The organism is Marinobacterium maritimum, assembly GCF_039523155.1.
Taxonomy (GTDB): Bacteria; Pseudomonadota; Gammaproteobacteria; order Pseudomonadales; family Balneatricaceae; genus Marinobacterium; species Marinobacterium maritimum.
In genome coordinates this window covers 826,950-845,462 of record NZ_BAAAET010000002.1, presented here as the reverse complement: position 1 = coordinate 845,462, position 18,513 = coordinate 826,950, and the positions used below count along the sequence as shown (strand labels likewise).

Genomic DNA, 18,513 nt, shown 5'->3' with positions numbered 1-18,513 from the left:
CCTGCGCAAACCGGTTAACGCCCCTGCGGCTGTGCTGAACATACTGCACAAGCTGCTTCGGCAGCCTGTCCCCATAACAATAATCAAGGGTACATCATGAAAAACAGACTCTCCCTTTTGCGCAAGACCGCCCTGGCGGCTGCCATGCTGACTTCCGCATCCCTGGTTTCTGCCGCAGACAACCCCAATATTCTGCTCATTGTCGCCGATGACCTTGGCTACTCCGATATTGGTGCTTTCGGTGGCGAAATCGAGACTCCCAACCTTGATGCGCTTGCATCGGAAGGCATCCGTCTGACCGATTTCCACACGGCACCGACCTGCTCCCCCACTCGTTCCATGCTGCTCTCGGGCACCGACAGTCACCGGGCCGGTCTTGGCAACATGGCCGAACTGCTGCAGCCGGAGCAGAAAGGCAAACCGGGTTACGAAGGCTACCTGAACACCTCGGTCGCCACGCTGCCAGAAGTACTGCGTGACAGCGGTTACAACACTTACATGGTGGGCAAGTGGCACCTGGGACGAAGTGAGGACAAGAGCCCGGCCGCACGCGGCTTCGACAAGTCATTCGCCCTGATCCAGGGTGGCGCCAGCCATTTCGACGACCAGCGTGCCATCATCGGCAAGGACCCCAGAGCGATCTATCGTGACAACGGCAAGAGCGTCGACCTGCCCAAGGGCTTTTTCTCGTCGGATTACTATACCGATCTGATGATGCAATACATCGGCGACGATCTGGAGCAGAACAAGCCGTTCTTTGCCTATGTCGCCTATACCGCCCCGCACTGGCCACTACAGGCACCGGATGCCTACCTGAAGAAGTACGAAGGCAGGTATGAAAAGGGCTACGAGCAGATCCGTCAGGCACGCCTGAAGCGCATGAAGGAGATGGGGCTGGTCAACTCTGCAGTCACCGCCAACACGCCGATGACGCAACTGCCTCGCTGGGAAGAGTTGACCGACGAGCAGCGAAGGATCGAAACCCGTCGCATGCAGGTTTATGCCGCCATGGTCGACAACATGGATCACAATATCGGTCGTTTGCTTACATGGCTGGATGAAAAAGGCGAGCTGGACAACACCGTCGTGATGTTCATGTCCGACAACGGCGCCGATGGCAACAGCCCGGAAGTACTGCCTGGTAACAAGGCCTGGTTCGCCAGCGACTACGACAACAGCTACGAAAATATGGGTCGTCCCAACTCTTATATCTGGTATGGCGCCCAGTGGGGCCAGGTCAGTGCCACACCCTTCCCGCTGTTCAAGGGTTTCCCCTCTCAGGGCGGCCTTGTGACACCGGCCATCGTACGTCTGCCTGGCGAGACGCAGAAAGGTCAGATCAATCACGAGTTTATCCACGTCAAGGATGTAATGCCCACCTTCCTCGAGCTGGCAGGAGTCAAAGAGATCACCAGCCCCTACAACGGCCGTGAAGTTCTGCCAATCCAGGGACACTCCATGCTGCCAATACTTCAGGGTAACAAGGCTGAAGAGCGCACAGTTGGTTGGGAGCTGTTTGGCCGCTCCGCGATCCGCAAGGGTGACTGGAAGATTCGCCTGCTGGAGCAGCCCTACGGTGATGGTGAGTGGCAGCTGTTCAACCTGAAAAACGACCCCACCGAGCGCCATAACCTGGCCGAGCACGAACCGGACAAAATGGCTGAATTGCTGGCCGACTGGGAAACCTATGTGCGTGATAACGGCGTCTTCCCTTCTGATCCGGAGAAGATGAAGAAGATCGGTTACAGCTTTACCACCTGTGTATTTGATCGCTGTGTCGAGTAAGGCCCACCCCATAAGTTACAGTCGGAGACAATAACAAGATGTTCGTGATGAAAAAAATGGCCTTCGCCATCGCCCTGGCAACCCTTCCATTGATGGGACAGGCTGCCGAATTCAGCAAGCCGGAAGCCTATGGCTTCCTTAGCGCCGGCGCACTGAAAACCGACAATCAGGATTTCGAGGCCGAAGCCTTCGAAATTGAACTGGGCCTCAAGGGCAAGGTTCAGGTAAAGGATCTGAACCTGCTCTATCAGCTGGAAGTTGATTTGGCCCAGGCCGCCAACCGTGCAGACAGTGGAGATCCGGGCAAGGATGGCGAGGATGATATCCACATCAAGGAAGCGGTCATGAGGCTGCCGACGCAGTACGGCACCTTTGTGCTGGCACCGCGCGGCACCTCCGGTCAGTGGGCGCAGCTCTATGGCCCGATCAACCATTATGAGTACAACGAGCCTCATGCTGCTTTGCATGCAGACGGTATTTTCGTCCAGCCGGACCGCACTTCCGGTACCTTTGCCTGGGCATCTCCCGCCATCGCCAATACCCGCCTGGTAATGGCTGCCATCACCCTGAAAGAGGATAACGGCGAAGATGCCGATGCAGCTTCCATCCGCATAGTGTACAACGATGGTCAGCTGCATCTGGGCGCCGGAACCACGCTGATCAAGGCGGAGCAGCTGCCGGCCTTTACCCAGGAAGACCTGTTGTTGACCGCTCTCAGCGCTGGCTACGATTTCGGTCAGGTACAGCTGGGTGCCGTCTGGGAGCACAGTGACAACCAGCCCTACCCATTCGCACCCAAGGGTGCGGCTGATTCCGATTCTTTCGGCATCTCAGCCAACATCAATCTGGGCACAGGTTACGGCATGGCTGTGGGCTACAAGGAGAAAGACCACGACTATGATGCTGCCGACGAGTCAGTGTACATGCTGAAACTCGAGAAACAGCTGGATGACCAGGTCAAGGTCTGGGCCGAAACCGGCCAGTATGACCGAGGTGACAGCAACTATGCCCTGGGGGTCAACCTGCGCTTCTAGACACAATTACCGGAGTAGCACCGGCAGGGTTCCCTTCCCCTGCCGTCACCACTCCGGTTATCACCGTGTAACAAGCGTATGCCGTTTCAGCGTCTGGGACGGCGTTTCGCCGTAATGGTCCTTGTACAAACGGGTAAAGTGACTGAGATGGTTGAAACCGCAGTGGTAAGCCACCTCGCTGACCGTCCCTTGAGTCTGTTGCAGACGCTGGTGCGCCAAATCCAACTTCTGCTGAAGGATATAGCGTGCGGGTGAGCAGCCAATGAACTGCTGGAAACCGTTTTCCAGCGAGCGACGACTGCAACCTGCAGCCTTCACCAGGTCACTGACGGTCAGCGGCTGTTCAATGTGAGCCTGCAGCCAATCGACAGCACGGCGAAGTTGCAAAGGCAGTATGTCGATATGATCAGGCGTTGGGTCGGCCAACTGGTTAGCGATTGACTCGATTAACAGTGACTCCCAGTGTTGCTGCATGACTGGCAGTATCTCGCCTTCGTTAATCTGATGCTGACTGGCCAGGCACTGAAGCAGGCTGAACAACGAGCGAACGTGTCGGTCCTGCGGTCGCAGTATACGCAAAGCCCCGGAATAAAAGGCTTCGCGCTCAAGGCCTGACAAATGCTGCAAAACTTCACGATCGAAAGTGATTACAATCGCCGAACAATCCGCTTCCCAGACCAGATCAGCCTCCGATCCCGGCATCATCAGCAGTATTTCATTGGGTCCAACAAAACGGTTGATACTGCGGACTTCTATGAAGCGGCTTAGCGGCAGGACCAGATGACAGGTGCTGAGTGCTCCCGAACGAATATGCACCCGCTCCCCCCAATGAGCTCCAAAGAGCAGTGTTTGCCGCAATGGTTGCAGGGTGAAACAGTTAGAACTGTTACCTTGAGCCGTCAGTGGTATGACTTCACGCTCATCAATACGCGAGTTCAAGAATGCCTGGGCTTCTTCAAAATCTCTGGACTCAAGGCAGGTGTTATATGAAAAGGGCAGTTCGTTATACATGACGGTCAAACGGTTGATTCTTTATGCTGTTTAACCAGCAAGAATCATACCTGTATTTCGTTTTTTTCCGAAAGCCGTTATGGTGCGCCCTTCCGCTTGTTGGCCGAGAATAGCCTCAGAGCGGATGTCACCCGATCATCAAAAATCGTCCTGGATAAGGTAAGAATGAATCATTTCATCACTTTTTCCAGTTTTCCCATTCCATGCAGCTAACTTGACTGATGGCCGATGCCTCCCATGCAAACGGCTTCTCCTGCTGCTGATCAACCTGGTACGAGCGCGGCAACGCTTTCACGCTGATAGTAAGAATATGGAGTACTGGTAAGGAAGCGTTAGCGGCTAAAGACCCCCAGCACACAGTGCCAGTGCCGAAGCACTGACGGGTGAGTTTTGCAGTATAAGGAACCGGCCCCGGGTTCAGGGCCGGCATAGACCGATCAGAAGGGGATGATGGTCTTGATCCAGAAGGCGTCACCTTCCGGGCGGTTTTCGACGGCCATTTCCTTCTGGTACTTCACCGAGAAGAAGAAGCCCTGGCCGTTGTCGTACTTGATGGACGGGCCAATCGCGAAGGCCTGGCCTTCATTGCCGATCTCGACACCGTTCACTTCATCCGGTGTTGTTTGCTTGTAGGCGTAACCACCGACACCCACGACCCAGTTCGGGCTGACACCATAACCGAGGGAGTAGTCGAAGTGCAGCTCCTGCCCTGACTGGTAATCGGTATCGTCATTCTCGAAGTTGTAGTCGTACATCAGCTTGATATCGGCGTTCCAGCCAGTCGGGTTAACCCAGGACGCCGCATAGGCCGCCTGTACACCCCAGTAGTTGCGGCCGATATTGGCCATCTCATCGACATCGTATTCACCAATGGGAATAAACACGTCCATGCCCACCACGGAGTGGAAGTTGGGACTGTGGTGATAGGCCAGTGCAAAGGCGGTCAGGTCAAGGTCACCGATACCCTGGTTGCTGTCCTTCATGCCGTTTACCGACACATCCAGATCAACCAGCGGCAGCAGGGCCGCGTGGAACAGCTGCCCACCGAGGATGGTCTTGTCGGTGACCCATACCAGGCGAGGCGCCAGCACATCAGCACGTAAGTTGAAGTCGATCGGCAGGCTGTCACCGCTGTCGCCCATGAAGTCATCCGCTTCATAGCTGTTGGCATAGATCAGCGGGTAGACCCCGGGTGGCGGCAGTGCCCCCATCAGGTAGTTTTCGGCGCCCATCGGATAGTTGGAGCCTCCCCCTTCTGTCGCCTGAGCTTCAGTGGTCAATGTCAGCGCCAGTGCGATGGCGGCCGCCAGGCTCGGTTTAGTCAACGCGTTCATCATGCATGAAATCCTGTGTTGTTATTGTTATCAGGGAGCGGTCACCAGACGGCTCCCTGTGGAACGAATTAGTTCTCCAGCTGTGCAAAGGCTCCGCGGTAGAACAGCAGCGGCTCACTTGGCTCGGTGTTCATCGCATCGACTCGTCCGACGATCAGCAAGTGGTCACCCAGCACGCGGGTAAACTCGACCGTGCACTCCAGCTGAGCCTGAGCGCCCTGCAGCAGCGGCACCTGGCGGCTGTTGAGCTCGTAGCTCACATTGTGGAACTTGTCTTCCAGCGGCCGGGCAAACTGCAGTGCCAGAGCTTCCTGTTCCCTCTGCAGGATATTGATCGCAAAGGGCTTACCCTCTTCGAAGGCGTCCAGGTTCGGCGATCTCATCGCCAGGCTCCAGAGCACCAGCGGCGGTTCAAGCGACAGGGATGAGAAGGAGTTCGCCGTGATACCGATGGGCTGGCTATCGGCACCCGGCGCGGTGACCACGGTCACACCGGTGGCAAACAGTCCCAGCGCATCACGCAGCTCACGCGGGTCAATCGAGGGCGCAAGGTTAGCAGCCGCCGTACTGTTTTCAACCGCGACATTGGCAGTATTTACGCTGGTCATATCAGGCCGCTCCCTGTTGCATGTGGCTGTTGATCAGATCCCGGCAGGCCGCTTCATCCAGCCACCAAGGCATGTAATCCGGCGGGTTGTCGAAGCCGTTAGCGATGCGCGAAGCCAGTGACGGTGACTGTTGTGCGGCGCCCAGCAGCTCCAGAATGTGCGGCGGAGGCGGCAGCAGCATGCTATTGGTCCACTCGACCACCTGAGAGGCATAGGACCAGTAGGTTTCGAAGGTCTGCTGCATCCACTCCTCGGTGAAGGGCTGGTCACCGCGGGCGATAATTTCGTTGAGGTAGATGCGGCTGCACTTGGCACCGTTGTTGGACCCCTGACCGGTGATCGGATCATTGACCACCAGCGCATCGGCCATACCAAATACCTTGCGGCCTGACGGCAGGGTCGCCACCGGCTTGCGCACGGTCGGCGGGAAACGGCCAGCCAGCACACCACCCTCATCGGTCAGCTCCACGTTATGGCAACGCTCGGCCTCCCAGGGCGCATAGGTCCGGATGATCTCCAGACTGCGCTGCAAATGCTCCTGCGGCGTAGTGATATCGCCCCAGCAATCCATGGGGCCGCCCGGGATGCCTTCGAACACCATGATCTCGCAGGGTCCGCTCAGGGTCAGTGCCGGGAACACAAAGTACTCGCCCACACCCGGGATCAGGTTGAACGCCACCCGTGAATAGGGCTCCTTCGGCGTCATGCCATGCACGTAGGTCAACGCCAGCGCACGCTGGGGCTTGTCGAAGCGAGAGCGCTGCTCATCACGCTCGAACATGCGCACGATCTCGCCCTTGCCCGCCGCCAGCAGCACCAGATCATTGGCTGCCGTCAGGTCTTCCAGCTCGGCGATACCCACATCACAGAGTTTCAGCTCACCGCCCAGACGCTCGAACTCGTCCATCCAGACCGGCATCTTGACGCGCTGATCCACTGACTGCGCCTTGTTGTCCAGCTGTGCCGACCAGTCGATCAGCTTCTCACCCGGCTTTTCGGGGTTGGGCACGGTCAGGCCGATCCCCTCCACCGGCGGGCAATCATGCTCCCAGAAGTTCAGGCCCAGGTCGCGCTCTGTCTGCAGCGCCTGATCGAACATGCACTGGCTCGACATCACCTTGCCGGCACGAATCTGGTCACCGGTGCGGTTCGACAGAATGGTGACTTCATAACCGGCCTTGAGCAGGCCGATACCGGTTTGCAGGCCGGACTGGCCGGCGCCAACGATTGCAATTTTGCGTGTCATGGAGTGGCTCCAATATTCTTTTTTTTATGGTGCCGACCGGGGGGCGCGACCGGCTGTTGGGTTACAACGAGGTTTTTATTCCGCCAGCTTGGGAATCGCCGGCTCCTGCTGTTCCGGCCCCAGGGCCGAGTAGCCGCCATCGACGGCATAGTCGGCCCCGGTGACGAAGCTGGCCCGAGGCGAACAGAGGAAGAGCACCACTTCGGCGACTTCTTCAGGCCCGCCCAGGCGCCCCAGCATGTGGAAAGGTGCGGCCACGCGGTCTGCCTTGGCACGGTCGCCGCCGCTGACCTCATCGATGACGCGCGACCAGGTCCAGCCCGGCGACACCGAATTGACGCGGATGCCCTCTTCTGCGAAATCCAGCGCCATGCTGCGGGTCAGGTGCTTGAGCGCGGCCTTGCTGGCGGGATAGATCCAGCGCCCGGTCTGAGCCGCCTGCGCCGAGATGCTGGTAAAGTTGACAATGGCACTGCCCTCTTCCCCCGCCAGGATTGGGCGTACCGCCCGTGCCGCCATCACCGCGCTGACCACATTGATATCCAGCGCCTTGAGCCAGTCGCCACGATTGGATTCGGCACCTTCATCGAGGTAGCTGCACGCCAGATTGATCAGATAGTGCAAGGTGCCGAAGTGATCCCGGGTCTGCTGCACGGCCGCTTCCAGCTGGGCGTCGTCGGTAATATCGGTCTCGATAAACAGGGCTGCAGGTCCCAGCCGATCCGCCAGCTGCGCACCCGCCTCGGCATCGATATCGAGAATGGCTACTCGGGCACCATTGCTGACGAAGGCTTCGGCTACGGCCGCACCAATCAGGGTGGCGCCACCGGTGATCAGCGCAACACGATTATTGAACTCGCTCATGGTCACGCCTCCTCAGTCCTTGCCAGCACTGCTGGGCCAGGTCGGCATCAGCTCGTTGGACGCCAGGCTTTCATCCAGCAGCTTGGTCGCGGTTTCACGCCCGGCCACCGGCAAGCCGGTCGGATCCAGCACGCCCAACTGCACCAGCACCGACGCCTGATCCCAGTAGATATGTTCGTGGTAGAGCTTGTCGCCACGGAACTTCACCACCGCCAGCAGCGGGATTTCGACATATTTTCCGGTGGGCGCGATGCCGGGCACCAGCCAGTCGATCTCGCGGTCATGGGTGAAGCAGAACAGCAGTTCATCCACGATCTGGGTGTCACCGATGGTGCGGGAGATCGGGATCAGGCGGGTGTCATCCGGGTTGACGTCAACGAAGTGGTGCTTGTAGAAGCGGTACAGGTCCTTGTACCCCACGCCACCGGTCAGCGTCGGGATATGGTTTACGTAGGGTTCAGCCACCATGGTCGCCATGGTGTCCTCTACATTACGGGTATCAAATTCGTATTCGCAGTGCTTGTCCCAAAGGTAGGACAGGTTGTAGTTCGGCCCGATAGTCTTGCGCAGCACCGCCACAGAGCGCTCGTGCGCCATCAGCGCCGAAGGTTTGTGGTAATGCTCGGAACCGGGACGGGCAAAGGCATGATCCACGCCAGGATAGGTATAGAGTTCCACGTTGTCGCGGGATTGCAGCGCCGCATGAATGTCGTTGCGTGCGGCAGCCGGGCAGTATTCGTCATTTTCGGCGAAGTGCAGCACCAGACGTCCGCGGATGTTGTCGGCCTCGTCCAGATGGTTCTCCATGCCCATGCCGTAGTAGCCGATGGCGGCATCCACATCACAGCGACAGGCGGTCAGATAGGCCATGCGGGCGCCCAGACAGAAGCCCAGTACGCCGACACCCGCCGTATGCTCATCGCGCGCTTTCAGGGCCGTGATGGCTGCATCGATATCCTCGACGCCCTTGTCCTGGTCAAAGCCCTGATAGAAGCCAAACGCCTTCTGCCAGGAGGCCTCATCGTAGCCCAGTTCCACATCGGCTTCCTGACGCCAGAACAGATCCGGCACCAGCACCACATAGCCCTCTTCGGCATAGTAATCGGCAATCTGACGCATGGTGCCGTTGACGCCGAAAATCTCCTGCAAAAGAATCAGCCCCGGCCCATTGCCGGCTGCCGGTACGGCCAGATATCCGCTAAAACTTCCTGAACCGTCTTTTGCATCAATTTGAATCTGGATTCCCATGAGTGGCTCCTTGTTATTATTTTCAATCTACGGAACCAATACTATTTAAAAGGCTTTTACTGATACGATCCGATGCCGGCAGCGACTATCCGGATAGTGCAAAAAAATATAAGCAAATATCCACTCTCGACACGTCCCCTGTTTATAATGTCCAAACCCCTGAGCAACCGCAGCTCTTAATGCGGACAGATAAAAATAAGAAGGGAAGTAGCCAATGCAATCCAAACAACGCCTTTCGCCCCTGCTGGCGGACGCACTGCTGGATCAGCCCGAGATGCGGGTGTTCAGTTCATGTGACGTGGACGAGGTGCACAGCAAGGTCGGCGAAGCTTTCAAGCCGCACCGGCTTGTTCCCTCGGGACACACCAGCGCTCTGAACTCGAGACTGCACCAGTTTTCCATGGGGCACGTTTCCTTTCATCGCCTGAAATATGGCGCCTCCGTGGAGGTGGATCCGGACTGTCTGGAAGATTTCTTTCTGATCCAGATGCCGGTCAGCGGCCAGGCCGAAATCAGCTGTGGTGACTGCTCACTGATCACCAGTTGCCATCAGGGTGTGGTACTGAACCCGACACAGCGTCTGAAGATGCACTATGACAGTGAATGTGACCAGTTGATGCTGCGTATCGACCGCCGCGAACTGGAGCAGATCTGCAGCCGCTATCTGGGCCACAGCGTCAAGCAGCCGGTGGAGTTTGACTGCCATCTCCACTGGCAGAACTCACCCGCCTGGGTGCATATGCTGGAGTACATCACACAGATGCAAAAGGACTTGCCCGGCTGTCTGCAGCAGCCGTTGATAACCCGGCAACTGGAGGAGCTCGTGATCAGCACCCTGCTGAGCCAGCAACCGAACAACTATTCACAGGAGCTTTCGGGCAACCATCGCCCACTGGCCCCGCGCCATGTGAAGCGGGTTGAGGAGTATATCGAAGCCCATGCACAGGACTCGCTCAGTCCCGCCATGCTGGCCGAGATCGCCGATGTAAGTGTGCGCACACTCTATGCCGGATTCCGTGAATTTCGGCACATGAGCCCGATGGAATTTCTGCGCAGTGTTCGCCTGCAACGTATCCACGAAGCGCTGTCCCGACCGGACAATCACGACTCGGTCACCGATGTTGCCATGTACTGGGGCTTCACGCACATGGGGCGCTTCAGCCAGGAATACCAGAAACTGTTCGGTGAAAAGCCCAGCGAAACCAAACGCAAAGCGCAGGCCTGATGCCTGCGCCTTGTCTTGTTCTTGTAGCCAGCCTTTTCAGCGATCAGATCAGCATCAGGACCAGCTCCGGGAAGGCACTGAGCAGCACCAGCGTAACCAGTGTCGCGGCCAGGAACGGCAGCAGTGAGCGGAAGATCTGCATGGGCGCTATGCCCGTCATCGCCGACCCGATGAACAACCCGGCGCCAACCGGCGGGGTCAACAAGCCCATTACCAGCGTCAGGCAGACCACAACGCCGAACTGATAGGGACTGATATCGAACTGCTGCTGGGCAATCGGCAACAGAATCGGCACCACCAGAATCAGCGCGGCAATACCGTCCACCAGCATGCCCACCAGGATCAGTACCCCCACCACCATCAGCAGGAACACAAAGGGATCCGAGGTCTGGTCCGCAATCCATGAGGCCGCCATCTGGGGAATCTCTTCATAGACAACCACCCAGCCGAATACGCCCGCGGCCGAGATCAGCATGATCACCATGCCGGAGTTCAGCGCCGTCCGCTTCAGGATCTCCGGCAGGTGGGAGAACTGCAAATCCCTGTAGATGTATTTGCCGATCAGAAGGGCCGCGAGTGAAGCCAGGGCTGCCGACTCGGTCGGTGTCGCCAGACCGGTCAGTATCCCGCCGATGATCACCAGCGGTATGGAACCTGCGGGAATCCCCATCAGCAGCCAGGACTTGATCTGCGCACGATCCGGCCACTCCCCCTTGGGGTATTCCTGCACCAGCCCCACCAGCGCAATCACGATAAAGAACAGTGCCGACATGATCAGACCGGGGATGATGCCGGCAATGAACATCTCCGCGATAGGCACCTGAGCCAACACCCCAAAGAGCACGAACAGCATCGACGGAGGAATGATCGGTGACAGCAATCCTCCCGCCGCCGTGATCGCAGCCGCATAGGAAGCGGAGTAGCCTTCCTTCTCCATCGCCGGCACCATGGCACGGGACATGATGGCAATTTGTGAAGCCGCCGATCCCATGATCGCCGCCATCATCATATTGGCCACCAGGTTGATATAGGCCAGGCCGCCCTTGAAGCCACCGACCAGAATACGCGCCATATTGATCAGCCGGGTGGTCAGGCCACCTTCGTTCATCAGTTCACCCGCCAGCATGAACAGCGGAATCGCCAGCAGGCCATAACTCTCGATGGCACCAAACAGCTGCTGAGGATAGGACTCGAACAGAACCGTGTTACCCGAAGTAGCGATATACCCGAGGGCCGTCAGCGTCAGTACAAGCGCAATTGGCACGGCACAAAACAACAGCACAAAAAACAATATAAACGTCATGCACCTGCCCCCTTTAAATTAAACGCCTGCTTGAAACTGGACATCAAGTTATTCAGGGCATGAAGCGAAAGCGAAATAGAAAAAACCGGTAAAATCAGCCATGGCCATATTTTTTTGATACCCAGCGTATTGGTTTTTTCCGAGTAAACAAAATTAAAGGTATCCCCCTGAAAAGCTTTAATATCGAGATTAAATGCCGCCAGAGTGGCAGGATCAAGCCAGCGCCAGCAGAGCACCAGCAGGCTCAGTGAAAACACCAGGATCATCAGATCTGAAAAGCACTGCAGCCAGGAGCGACTGCGCTCTCCCATCATGTCCACCAGCAGCGTCACTGCTACGACCTGACGTTTTTTCAAAACGACCGAAGTTGCCAGAAAGGTGGTCCAGACCATGGCATAGATGGCCAGTTCATCCACCCAGTAAATCGCCATCCCCAGCGCGCGGCTGGCGATGTTCAGCAGAATCAGCAGGGTAACCGCGGCGGCCAGCATGGCGGCCAGTGCCGTTTCGACCCTGACGATCCTGTCGGAAAGGGTATTCAGCATAGTGTTGTCCTCAACCCGCGAGGGGGGCGCTCGCGGGTCTACACGCGATCGGCGTTAGCTGCCTTTGATTTCGGCGGCTGCCTGGCGCAGGCCCGGCAGCGATTTGGCTTTTTCAGACCAGATCTTTTCCCATTCCGCGATCGCAGTGGCGAAGTCGTCCTTACTCACTTCCTGAATCACCACCTTGTCCAGCGCTCTCAACTGCTGCTCCTGCAGTTTTTCCTGTTGCTGGAAATGGTCGATCACACCATCCAGATGCTTGCGCATGCTGGTCTGCAGCAGCTGACGCTCTTCCTTGCTCAGGTCTTTCCAGACTCGACCCGATACCACACCGACCATCGGGAACATCATGTGGTTGGAGATCATCAGATTCTCGGCATGGTCGTAGAATTTGAAGATCAGGATGGAGTCGAAGTCCATATCGATAGCGTCGATCTGACCGTTGGCCAGAGCGTCATATACCGCCGGCAGCGGCAGAGGTGTCGGCGCAGAACCTGCCGCCTTGTAGAAGTCGCGAATCGGCTCGAACGGGGTGATGCGCAGTTTCTTGCCCACCAGATCTGCCGGACCTTGTGCGGCATCACGGCTCATCACCTGGCGCATGCCCGCCATGCCATAGCCGATCCCCACGATACCGGCTTCAGATGGCAGCTGGTTCAAAAGCTCACCAGCTTCATCAGATTTCAGCAACGCAGCTGCCTGATCGATGTTCTCGACCAGATAGGGCGCGTAGAGAGCACCGAAATCCGGCACACGGTTGGAGATTTCCGCTATGGTCAGAAACGCCATATCCAGCGCACCGGTTTGCAGCTGCTGAACCATCTGCGCCTCGTTACCCAGCTGTCGAGCCGGGAAAACCGAAATGTTGTGCTCACCACCGGATTTTTCCTTCACCTCTTCAGCAAAGGCGTAGGCCGCCTGAGTCCACTTGTGTGGTGGAGGTGTAATCAGTCCCAGGCGGAAGTCACGAGCCTGGGCCGGCAACACCATCATCAGCGTCATCGCGCCGGCCATAACGGAGGTCAGTAATCGTTTGATAGACATGGGCTAACTCCAGTGCATTATTATTCTAATAATGGGCTTGGGCCGGGCACGCCCGGCCCGGACTTCAGGTCAGAGCTGTCAGGAAACGCTCATTGAGCTGGCGGTCGTGATAGAAAATCGCCTTGCCCAGCTTGTCCGCATCCCAGGTGATCGGCTCGTGGTCCGGGTAGAAGTAATCCCCGCCACAGAACACTTCGTTGCGGTTACCGGACGGATCGAAGAAGTAGATCGTCTGGCCATGGGTGATGCCATGTCGCGTCGGGCCAATATCGATGGAGGTATCGGTCATCGAGATCAGGTCACCAGCGCGCAGCACGTCTTCCCAGGTTTCCAGAAAGAAGGAGGCGTGGTGGAACTTGCCCGGTTCCGGGTGATCGATGAAGGCAATATCGTGCGCCTTCATGCTGGTGGTCAGGAACTGCGCCACCCGCTTGCCGTCCGGCGTCATTACCTGCTCGCAGAGGTCAAAGCCGAGCACCTCGCGGAAGAGGTCATAGGTCTTGTCCAGGTTCGGCCCGTACAGCAGGCAGTGGTCAAAACGCTGGGCCTTCATGCCCTTGAGATCGCGCGGCCAGGCTTCAGGGTTGTGGTTGCCGACGCCGTAACGACCGGTCTGCACCTTGTCGGCAAATAGTTCAAAGCTGTGCCCGGTCGGTGCCTGGAAGCGGATGCGACGGCCACAACCGTCCAGTTCGCCGGCAGGAACCTGCTCCACCTCGACTCCGTAAGCCACCAGTTCACCGTGCAGCTTTTCCAAAACAGCTTCGCTGAGTACCTTGAAGCCCATGAAATCCATGCCCGGCTGGTCAGCTTCACGCAGTACCACCGAGAAGCGGTCCACTTCGGTCCAGCCCTTCAGGTAGACCCGTCCCTGAGCGTCGCGGTCCACCTCGATCAGGCCGAGCAGGTCGCGGTAATGGGCCAGAGCCTCATCGATATCCAGCACCCGGATCTGTACATGTCCGGGGCGCATTACGCCTTTTTTCATTGTGCGGTCCTCTTTGTTGTTATTGTGTTGGGCTGTTGGGTTAGCTGGCCGAGAACTTCTCGAAATAGATGCTGGCGTTTTCCATCTGGCGCTGGTCGAGCCAGCTCTTGACTGCCTCGACCATCGGCGGCGGTCCGCAGAGGTAGGCATCGACTTCGCCACCGTTGAAATGCGGCTCCTCGAACAGGTCGGTCACCACGCCCTGCGGACCCTGCCACCCCTCATCCGGTTGCATCACGATGCTGTGATAACTGAAACCGGGGATGGCTTGCTGGTAACGGTCCAGTCGCTCCAGTTCACAGAGATCCTCAGGTCTGGTGACGCCATAGAACAGGCTGACCGGCTGATCAACGCGGCTCGGCTCGGATTCCATCTGATCCAGCATGCCGAGGAAGGCGGCCAGACCGGTGCCACCGGCCACCATTATCAGGGGGCGCTTGACCTGCTGCAGGTAGAAGGCCCCCAGCGGTGCTTTCAGGCGGATACGATCACCGGCCTGGGCACGGTCGCGGAGGTAGTTGCTCATCACGCCATCCGGCAGCAAACGGATCAGCAGCTGCAGCTGGTTGTTCTCGTTGGGCTGACAGGCGAAGGAATAGGAGCGCCACTCGTCGGTACCCGGCACCTGCACATGGGCGTACTGCCCCGGCAGGAAGTCCAGCTGCCCTTCGCGGGAACTGGCATCCAGGTGCAGGGCTGCCGTTGAATCGGACAGGACCTCGACCTGAGTCACTACCGCCTCGACCTCTTCCGGACCGGCACTGGTACACAGCGAAGAATCGAAATCGAAGCGTACCGCGCAGTCGCTCTCAACCCGCATCTGACAGGCCAGGATACCGCCCCGGGCCAGGTCATCCTCACTCAGCGCATCCTCGTCGACGTAATCAAGATCATACTTGCCGGACTGGCAGGTACCCTTGCAGGAGGCGCAGACCCCTTCCCGGCAGTCGACCGGCAAGGTCAGGCCATGGCGCAGGGCGGCATCCATCAGGACCTCGCCCGGGTTGATGCCGATGAAATGCGTGCGCCCATCGCTGAAGTTAAGTGCTACCTTATGCATACTACTCACCACTTGTGTCGAGAATCATGAGCACCCGAAGGTGCTCAGACATGGTAGAAATCCAGCACGTGGCGGATCTTGTCGTTCAGCACGATGGCGCGCTTGCTCATGATCTTCCAGCTGTCACCCTCGGCCCGCATCAGGTACTCGGACCAGCCAAAGAAACACTCGGATTCACCGAAGCGGAAGAAGTGGGTCGCCCAGTTCGCCTTCACTTTCCACAAGCCATCTTCCTGCTGCTCAGCCTGGACATTGTCGACCAGGTGCATGGTGCGCGGCATCGGAGTACAGGCGGCGCTTTTGCCGGTACGGATGCGGAAGACGCGGTCTTCCAGGCCCGCGCGTGTCGGGTAATAGATCAACGACATCTCGCGCTTGGGGTTGGTGGTGTAAACATGCTCGCTGTCCCACTGCGGAATGTGGAATTCAGACTCCGCGTCGAACATGTCGAGGTATTCATCCCACTGCTGGCGGTCGCAGTATTCGGATGCACGGTAGAGAAACTGCTCGATGCTCTGGATAACATTGCTCATTGCTTAAACCTCCTTCTTCGCCTTGGCTGCCAACCCTTCGAGCAGATAACGCTGCCAGTTGGAATGCTGGTTCACATACAGACCTTCCTGGGTGAACTCGGTACCGGTAATTGCCGGTTCGATATCCAGGGCACGGGTGTTAGCGGTCGGACCATAGGCCCAGTTTTCGCAACCTCGGGAAATGTCATTCCAGCGCTCGGCACGTCCTTCGAAGCCTTTCTGGGCTTCACGGAACTCCACCAGGTCATCCGGGGTACCCATGCCGGATACGTTGAAGAAGTCCTCGAACTGGCGGATGCGGTTTTCGCGGTCGGCGTCGGACTCGCCCTTCACGCCCAGGCAGAAACTGTGCACCTCGGTCTTGTTCCAGGCCACAGGGCGCACGACGCGCAGCTGGGAGCTGATCTGGTCCATGAAGAACAGGCTCGGATAGATGTTCAGGTTACGCAGACGGTGCATCATCCATTCGGCACGCTCCTGGCCGTATTCCTCGATCAGTCGCGGCATCACAGAAGCGTAGCCCGGGCGAACTTCGGGGTTGGGCATGTCACTGAACAGAATGGTGTGGCCGTTTTTGAACGCGAACCAGCCGTCATCGGTCTCCTTGTCACCGGCACCGAGCTTGCTGTAGTCCAGTGTCTTGCTGGCGCCCCCCGCCTTGGCCGCATCCTGCTGCTGACGGTGCTGAACAGTCGCCACGTAGTTGTAGTGCACGGTGCTGACGTGATAACCATCGAGGCCGTTTTCGTTCTGCAGCTTCCAGTTGCCGTCGAAGGTGTAGGTGGACGAGCCCGGCAGCACCTCCAGCTCACCGGTCGGTGACTGGGCAGCCATCATGTCAAAGGCGATTTTGGCATCGCCGAGGAACTCTTCCAGCGACTGGGTGGACTCGGTATTCAGGTTGATAAACACGAAGCCCTTGTAGCTGCTAACCAGCGCCTTGCGCAGGCCACGGGTGGACTTGTCAAAGTCGGCCGGGTATTCATCCGGCGCCTTGACCTTGACCAGCTTGCCATCAGTCTTGTAACACCAGGCGTGGAACGGGCAGGTAAAGGTTGACTGATTGCCCTTGCACACACGCGTCAGAGTCGCACCACGGTGCTGACAGGCGTTCAGCAACGCATTGATCTCGCCCTTGGCATCGCGGGTGATGATCATCGGCTGACGGCCCGCTTGCATGGTGAAGAAGTCATGGTTATTGGCGATCTGGCTTTCGTGACAGGCGTAGATCCAGGTGTTCTCGAAAATCAATTCCATTTCGAGGTCGAAAAGCTCAGGATCAGTGAAGATTTCGCGGGCAACCTTGTAGGTCTTGTCATTCGGGCGGAAGTCGAGTGCCGACTCAACCTTCTCGCGCCAGTGTTCCAAATTCTGCTTGTTATTATTCATTGTTGGGTCTCCATTGGCGGCGGGCAGATCACCTTGCCCTCCTGTCTTGTCGTGATAACCATGAGACCAGAGCCGCACCATCCGCAGCTATCCACTTTTTTCAGAAGCGCTATCCCCTTTTTCCCATCCGCTGGCCGGATTTAACCTGTGCCGAGAAAACGTTGACCACAACTTGCAACCGGTGCTAGTTTGAAAGGTGGCTTCAGCCATAACCCAACAGGCCTGAATATAAATAATAATTAAAAATGGTTGTTCCATGCTGGAAACAGACAATATCCTTGGTTGCGAACCGGCCAAGAAACTAATGGCCGATATTCACGATGCCGGCGATGCCGTATCCTGGATGTCAAATATATGCGGCCCACATGATCTGACAGTCCATGATGCAAATAAAATGCATTTCAGACATGTTGGAAATATTCTTAATTCGACAACAACGGCCATCGGCTATATCGAGTACGGCACCGATGTAACCGTAAAAGTCGAGGACCTGAGTAACAGTTACAGTATCAGCCTGCCCATCAGCGGATACCAGGAACTGAGCTGCGACGGTGGCAATGTTCAGTCCAACATCACCAGCGGTGTGATCATCTCCCCTGCGGCACCTTATGAGCTTCACATCAGCGGCAACTGCCGTAAGACGCTGGTGCGCATTTCGCGCCAGGCGATGGAACTGGGACTTGAAGGCCTGATCGGCAAACCGGCCACTAAGCCACTGATTTTCGATGCAAAAATGGATGCCAAGGTGGGGTCATCCAGTGCCTGGTGGCGCACCGTTCGCTTTATTGAAAAGGAACTGTCCTGCCCGGACAGTCTGTATAACAGCCCCGCTTTTATCCGCGACATGGAACAGGCCCTGATCAAGGGCGTGCTGACCTCTCAACCGCACAATTATTCGGATGAGATCAAGAACGCCATCAAGAACAACCTGCCTGCCTACCTGATAAAAACGATCGATTATTTGAAAGAACATGCCAAGGATGAAATCCACATGGATGATATTGAGTGGATTTCCGGAGTTTCAAGAAACAAGCTGTATGCCGATTTCAAGCGTTATATTGGCGTTCCACCGACCGCCTATTTAAAACGTATTCGCATGGAAGGCGTACGTACCGATATTATCAGAGCCTTGGGAGAAGAGAGCATTTCCACCCTGGCACTGAACTGGGGGTTCAACCATTTAGGGCGCTTTTCTACAGAGTATAAGAAGTTTTTTGGTGAAACCCCGTCCGAGACGTTGGCAAAAGCCAGGCTGAGCCTATAACTGAGCCAGCCTGGCCCTCTCTCCCTGCCCCA

17 protein-coding genes are annotated in these 18,513 nt (G+C 57.2%); 4 read left to right on the top strand and 13 right to left on the bottom strand.

The annotated features are described in order from the left end of the window. The first annotated feature begins 96 nt into the window (after positions 1 to 96). Both ABD013_RS10090 and ABD013_RS10085 read left to right on the top strand, forming a co-directional pair. Positions 97 to 1,785, top strand: a complete 1,689-nt coding sequence (locus ABD013_RS10090; protein ID WP_343805443.1) for an arylsulfatase — start codon at positions 97 to 99, stop codon at positions 1,783 to 1,785. Between the two features lie 47 nt (positions 1,786 to 1,832). Next, complete coding sequence (locus ABD013_RS10085) at positions 1,833 to 2,819, top strand: porin (RefSeq protein WP_343805441.1); 987 nt, start codon at positions 1,833 to 1,835, stop codon at positions 2,817 to 2,819. Between the two features lie 60 nt (positions 2,820 to 2,879). On the opposite strand, the gene ABD013_RS10080 is transcribed toward ABD013_RS10085, so the two are convergent. The 6 genes from ABD013_RS10080 to ABD013_RS10055 form a co-directional block, all read right to left on the bottom strand. After that, entirely contained in the window at positions 2,880 to 3,830 is a 951-nt protein-coding gene (locus tag ABD013_RS10080) for a helix-turn-helix domain-containing protein (RefSeq protein ID WP_343805439.1), read from the bottom strand. A gap of 437 nt (positions 3,831 to 4,267) precedes the next feature. Continuing rightward, positions 4,268 to 5,167 (bottom strand): SphA family protein, encoded by a 900-nt coding sequence (locus ABD013_RS10075; protein WP_343805437.1) that lies wholly within the window; start codon positions 5,165 to 5,167, stop codon positions 4,268 to 4,270. 65 nt (positions 5,168 to 5,232) lie between these two features. Beyond that, positions 5,233 to 5,772 carry a flavin reductase family protein gene (locus ABD013_RS10070; protein ID WP_343805435.1) on the bottom strand — a complete coding sequence of 180 codons (540 nt, stop codon included), beginning with the start codon at positions 5,770 to 5,772 and terminating at the stop codon, positions 5,233 to 5,235. Position 5,773: 1 nt separating this feature from the next. Next, entirely contained in the window at positions 5,774 to 7,018 is a 1,245-nt protein-coding gene (locus ABD013_RS10065; RefSeq protein WP_343805433.1) for a styrene monooxygenase/indole monooxygenase family protein, read from the bottom strand. A 75-nt stretch (positions 7,019 to 7,093) separates the two neighbouring features. Next, entirely contained in the window at positions 7,094 to 7,882 is a 789-nt protein-coding gene (locus tag ABD013_RS10060) for an SDR family oxidoreductase (protein WP_343805431.1), read from the bottom strand. Between the two features lie 12 nt (positions 7,883 to 7,894). Continuing rightward, a complete protein-coding gene (locus ABD013_RS10055; RefSeq protein ID WP_343805429.1) occupies positions 7,895 to 9,130 on the bottom strand; it encodes a dienelactone hydrolase family protein in 1,236 nt (411 codons plus the stop codon). Positions 9,131 to 9,344: 214 nt separating this feature from the next. On the opposite strand from ABD013_RS10055, the gene ABD013_RS10050 reads away from it, so the two are divergent. Beyond that, positions 9,345 to 10,355: an AraC family transcriptional regulator gene (locus tag ABD013_RS10050; protein WP_343805427.1), complete on the top strand. Its 1,011-nt coding sequence runs from the start codon at positions 9,345 to 9,347 to the stop codon at positions 10,353 to 10,355. 43 nt (positions 10,356 to 10,398) lie between these two features. On the opposite strand, the gene ABD013_RS10045 is transcribed toward ABD013_RS10050, so the two are convergent. The 7 genes from ABD013_RS10045 to antA form a co-directional block, all read right to left on the bottom strand. Further along, on the bottom strand, positions 10,399 to 11,658 hold the full coding sequence (locus ABD013_RS10045; RefSeq protein WP_343805425.1) for a TRAP transporter large permease: 1,260 nt from the start codon (positions 11,656 to 11,658) through the stop codon (positions 10,399 to 10,401). Continuing rightward, positions 11,655 to 12,203, bottom strand: a complete 549-nt coding sequence (locus ABD013_RS10040) for a TRAP transporter small permease (RefSeq protein ID WP_343805423.1) — start codon at positions 12,201 to 12,203, stop codon at positions 11,655 to 11,657. Before ABD013_RS10040 ends, ABD013_RS10045 begins: the two co-directional genes overlap by 4 nt. Before the next feature lie 54 nt (positions 12,204 to 12,257). Next, positions 12,258 to 13,247 carry a TRAP transporter substrate-binding protein gene (locus ABD013_RS10035; protein ID WP_343805422.1) on the bottom strand — a complete coding sequence of 330 codons (990 nt, stop codon included), beginning with the start codon at positions 13,245 to 13,247 and terminating at the stop codon, positions 12,258 to 12,260. Between the two features lie 64 nt (positions 13,248 to 13,311). After that, on the bottom strand, positions 13,312 to 14,235 hold the full coding sequence (locus tag ABD013_RS10030; RefSeq protein ID WP_343805421.1) for a catechol 2,3-dioxygenase: 924 nt from the start codon (positions 14,233 to 14,235) through the stop codon (positions 13,312 to 13,314). 40 nt (positions 14,236 to 14,275) lie between these two features. Further along, a complete protein-coding gene (gene antC, locus ABD013_RS10025; protein WP_343805419.1) occupies positions 14,276 to 15,295 on the bottom strand; it encodes an anthranilate 1,2-dioxygenase electron transfer component AntC in 1,020 nt (339 codons plus the stop codon). Positions 15,296 to 15,339: 44 nt separating this feature from the next. Further along, positions 15,340 to 15,828, bottom strand: coding sequence for an anthranilate 1,2-dioxygenase small subunit (gene antB, locus ABD013_RS10020; RefSeq protein ID WP_343805417.1), 489 nt, complete (start codon positions 15,826 to 15,828; stop codon positions 15,340 to 15,342). Between the two features lie 3 nt (positions 15,829 to 15,831). Continuing rightward, positions 15,832 to 17,217, bottom strand: coding sequence for an anthranilate 1,2-dioxygenase large subunit (gene antA, locus ABD013_RS10015; RefSeq protein WP_343805415.1), 1,386 nt, complete (start codon positions 17,215 to 17,217; stop codon positions 15,832 to 15,834). A gap of 256 nt (positions 17,218 to 17,473) precedes the next feature. On the opposite strand from antA, the gene ABD013_RS10010 reads away from it, so the two are divergent. Beyond that, positions 17,474 to 18,481 (top strand): AraC family transcriptional regulator, encoded by a 1,008-nt coding sequence (locus ABD013_RS10010; protein WP_343805413.1) that lies wholly within the window; start codon positions 17,474 to 17,476, stop codon positions 18,479 to 18,481. Positions 18,482 to 18,513: the final 32 nt, after the last annotated feature.

Excerpts from the sequence above, each read along its gene's own strand:
- ABD013_RS10090 (WP_343805443.1), top strand. The coding sequence starts at position 97 with ATGAAAAACAGACTCTCCCTTTTGCGCAAGACCGCCCTGGCGGCTGCC.
- ABD013_RS10085 (WP_343805441.1), top strand. The coding sequence starts at position 1,833 with ATGAAAAAAATGGCCTTCGCCATCGCCCTGGCAACCCTTCCATTGATG.
- ABD013_RS10080 (WP_343805439.1), bottom strand. The coding sequence starts at position 3,830 with ATGTATAACGAACTGCCCTTTTCATATAACACCTGCCTTGAGTCCAGA.
- ABD013_RS10075 (WP_343805437.1), bottom strand. The coding sequence starts at position 5,167 with ATGATGAACGCGTTGACTAAACCGAGCCTGGCGGCCGCCATCGCACTG.
- ABD013_RS10070 (WP_343805435.1), bottom strand. The coding sequence starts at position 5,772 with ATGACCAGCGTAAATACTGCCAATGTCGCGGTTGAAAACAGTACGGCG.
- ABD013_RS10065 (WP_343805433.1), bottom strand. The coding sequence starts at position 7,018 with ATGACACGCAAAATTGCAATCGTTGGCGCCGGCCAGTCCGGCCTGCAA.
- ABD013_RS10060 (WP_343805431.1), bottom strand. The coding sequence starts at position 7,882 with ATGAGCGAGTTCAATAATCGTGTTGCGCTGATCACCGGTGGCGCCACC.
- ABD013_RS10055 (WP_343805429.1), bottom strand. The coding sequence starts at position 9,130 with ATGGGAATCCAGATTCAAATTGATGCAAAAGACGGTTCAGGAAGTTTT.
- ABD013_RS10050 (WP_343805427.1), top strand. The coding sequence starts at position 9,345 with ATGCAATCCAAACAACGCCTTTCGCCCCTGCTGGCGGACGCACTGCTG.
- ABD013_RS10045 (WP_343805425.1), bottom strand. The coding sequence starts at position 11,658 with ATGACGTTTATATTGTTTTTTGTGCTGTTGTTTTGTGCCGTGCCAATT.
- ABD013_RS10040 (WP_343805423.1), bottom strand. The coding sequence starts at position 12,203 with ATGCTGAATACCCTTTCCGACAGGATCGTCAGGGTCGAAACGGCACTG.
- ABD013_RS10035 (WP_343805422.1), bottom strand. The coding sequence starts at position 13,247 with ATGTCTATCAAACGATTACTGACCTCCGTTATGGCCGGCGCGATGACG.
- ABD013_RS10030 (WP_343805421.1), bottom strand. The coding sequence starts at position 14,235 with ATGAAAAAAGGCGTAATGCGCCCCGGACATGTACAGATCCGGGTGCTG.
- antC (WP_343805419.1), bottom strand. The coding sequence starts at position 15,295 with ATGCATAAGGTAGCACTTAACTTCAGCGATGGGCGCACGCATTTCATC.
- antB (WP_343805417.1), bottom strand. The coding sequence starts at position 15,828 with ATGAGCAATGTTATCCAGAGCATCGAGCAGTTTCTCTACCGTGCATCC.
- antA (WP_343805415.1), bottom strand. The coding sequence starts at position 17,217 with ATGAATAATAACAAGCAGAATTTGGAACACTGGCGCGAGAAGGTTGAG.
- ABD013_RS10010 (WP_343805413.1), top strand. The coding sequence starts at position 17,474 with ATGCTGGAAACAGACAATATCCTTGGTTGCGAACCGGCCAAGAAACTA.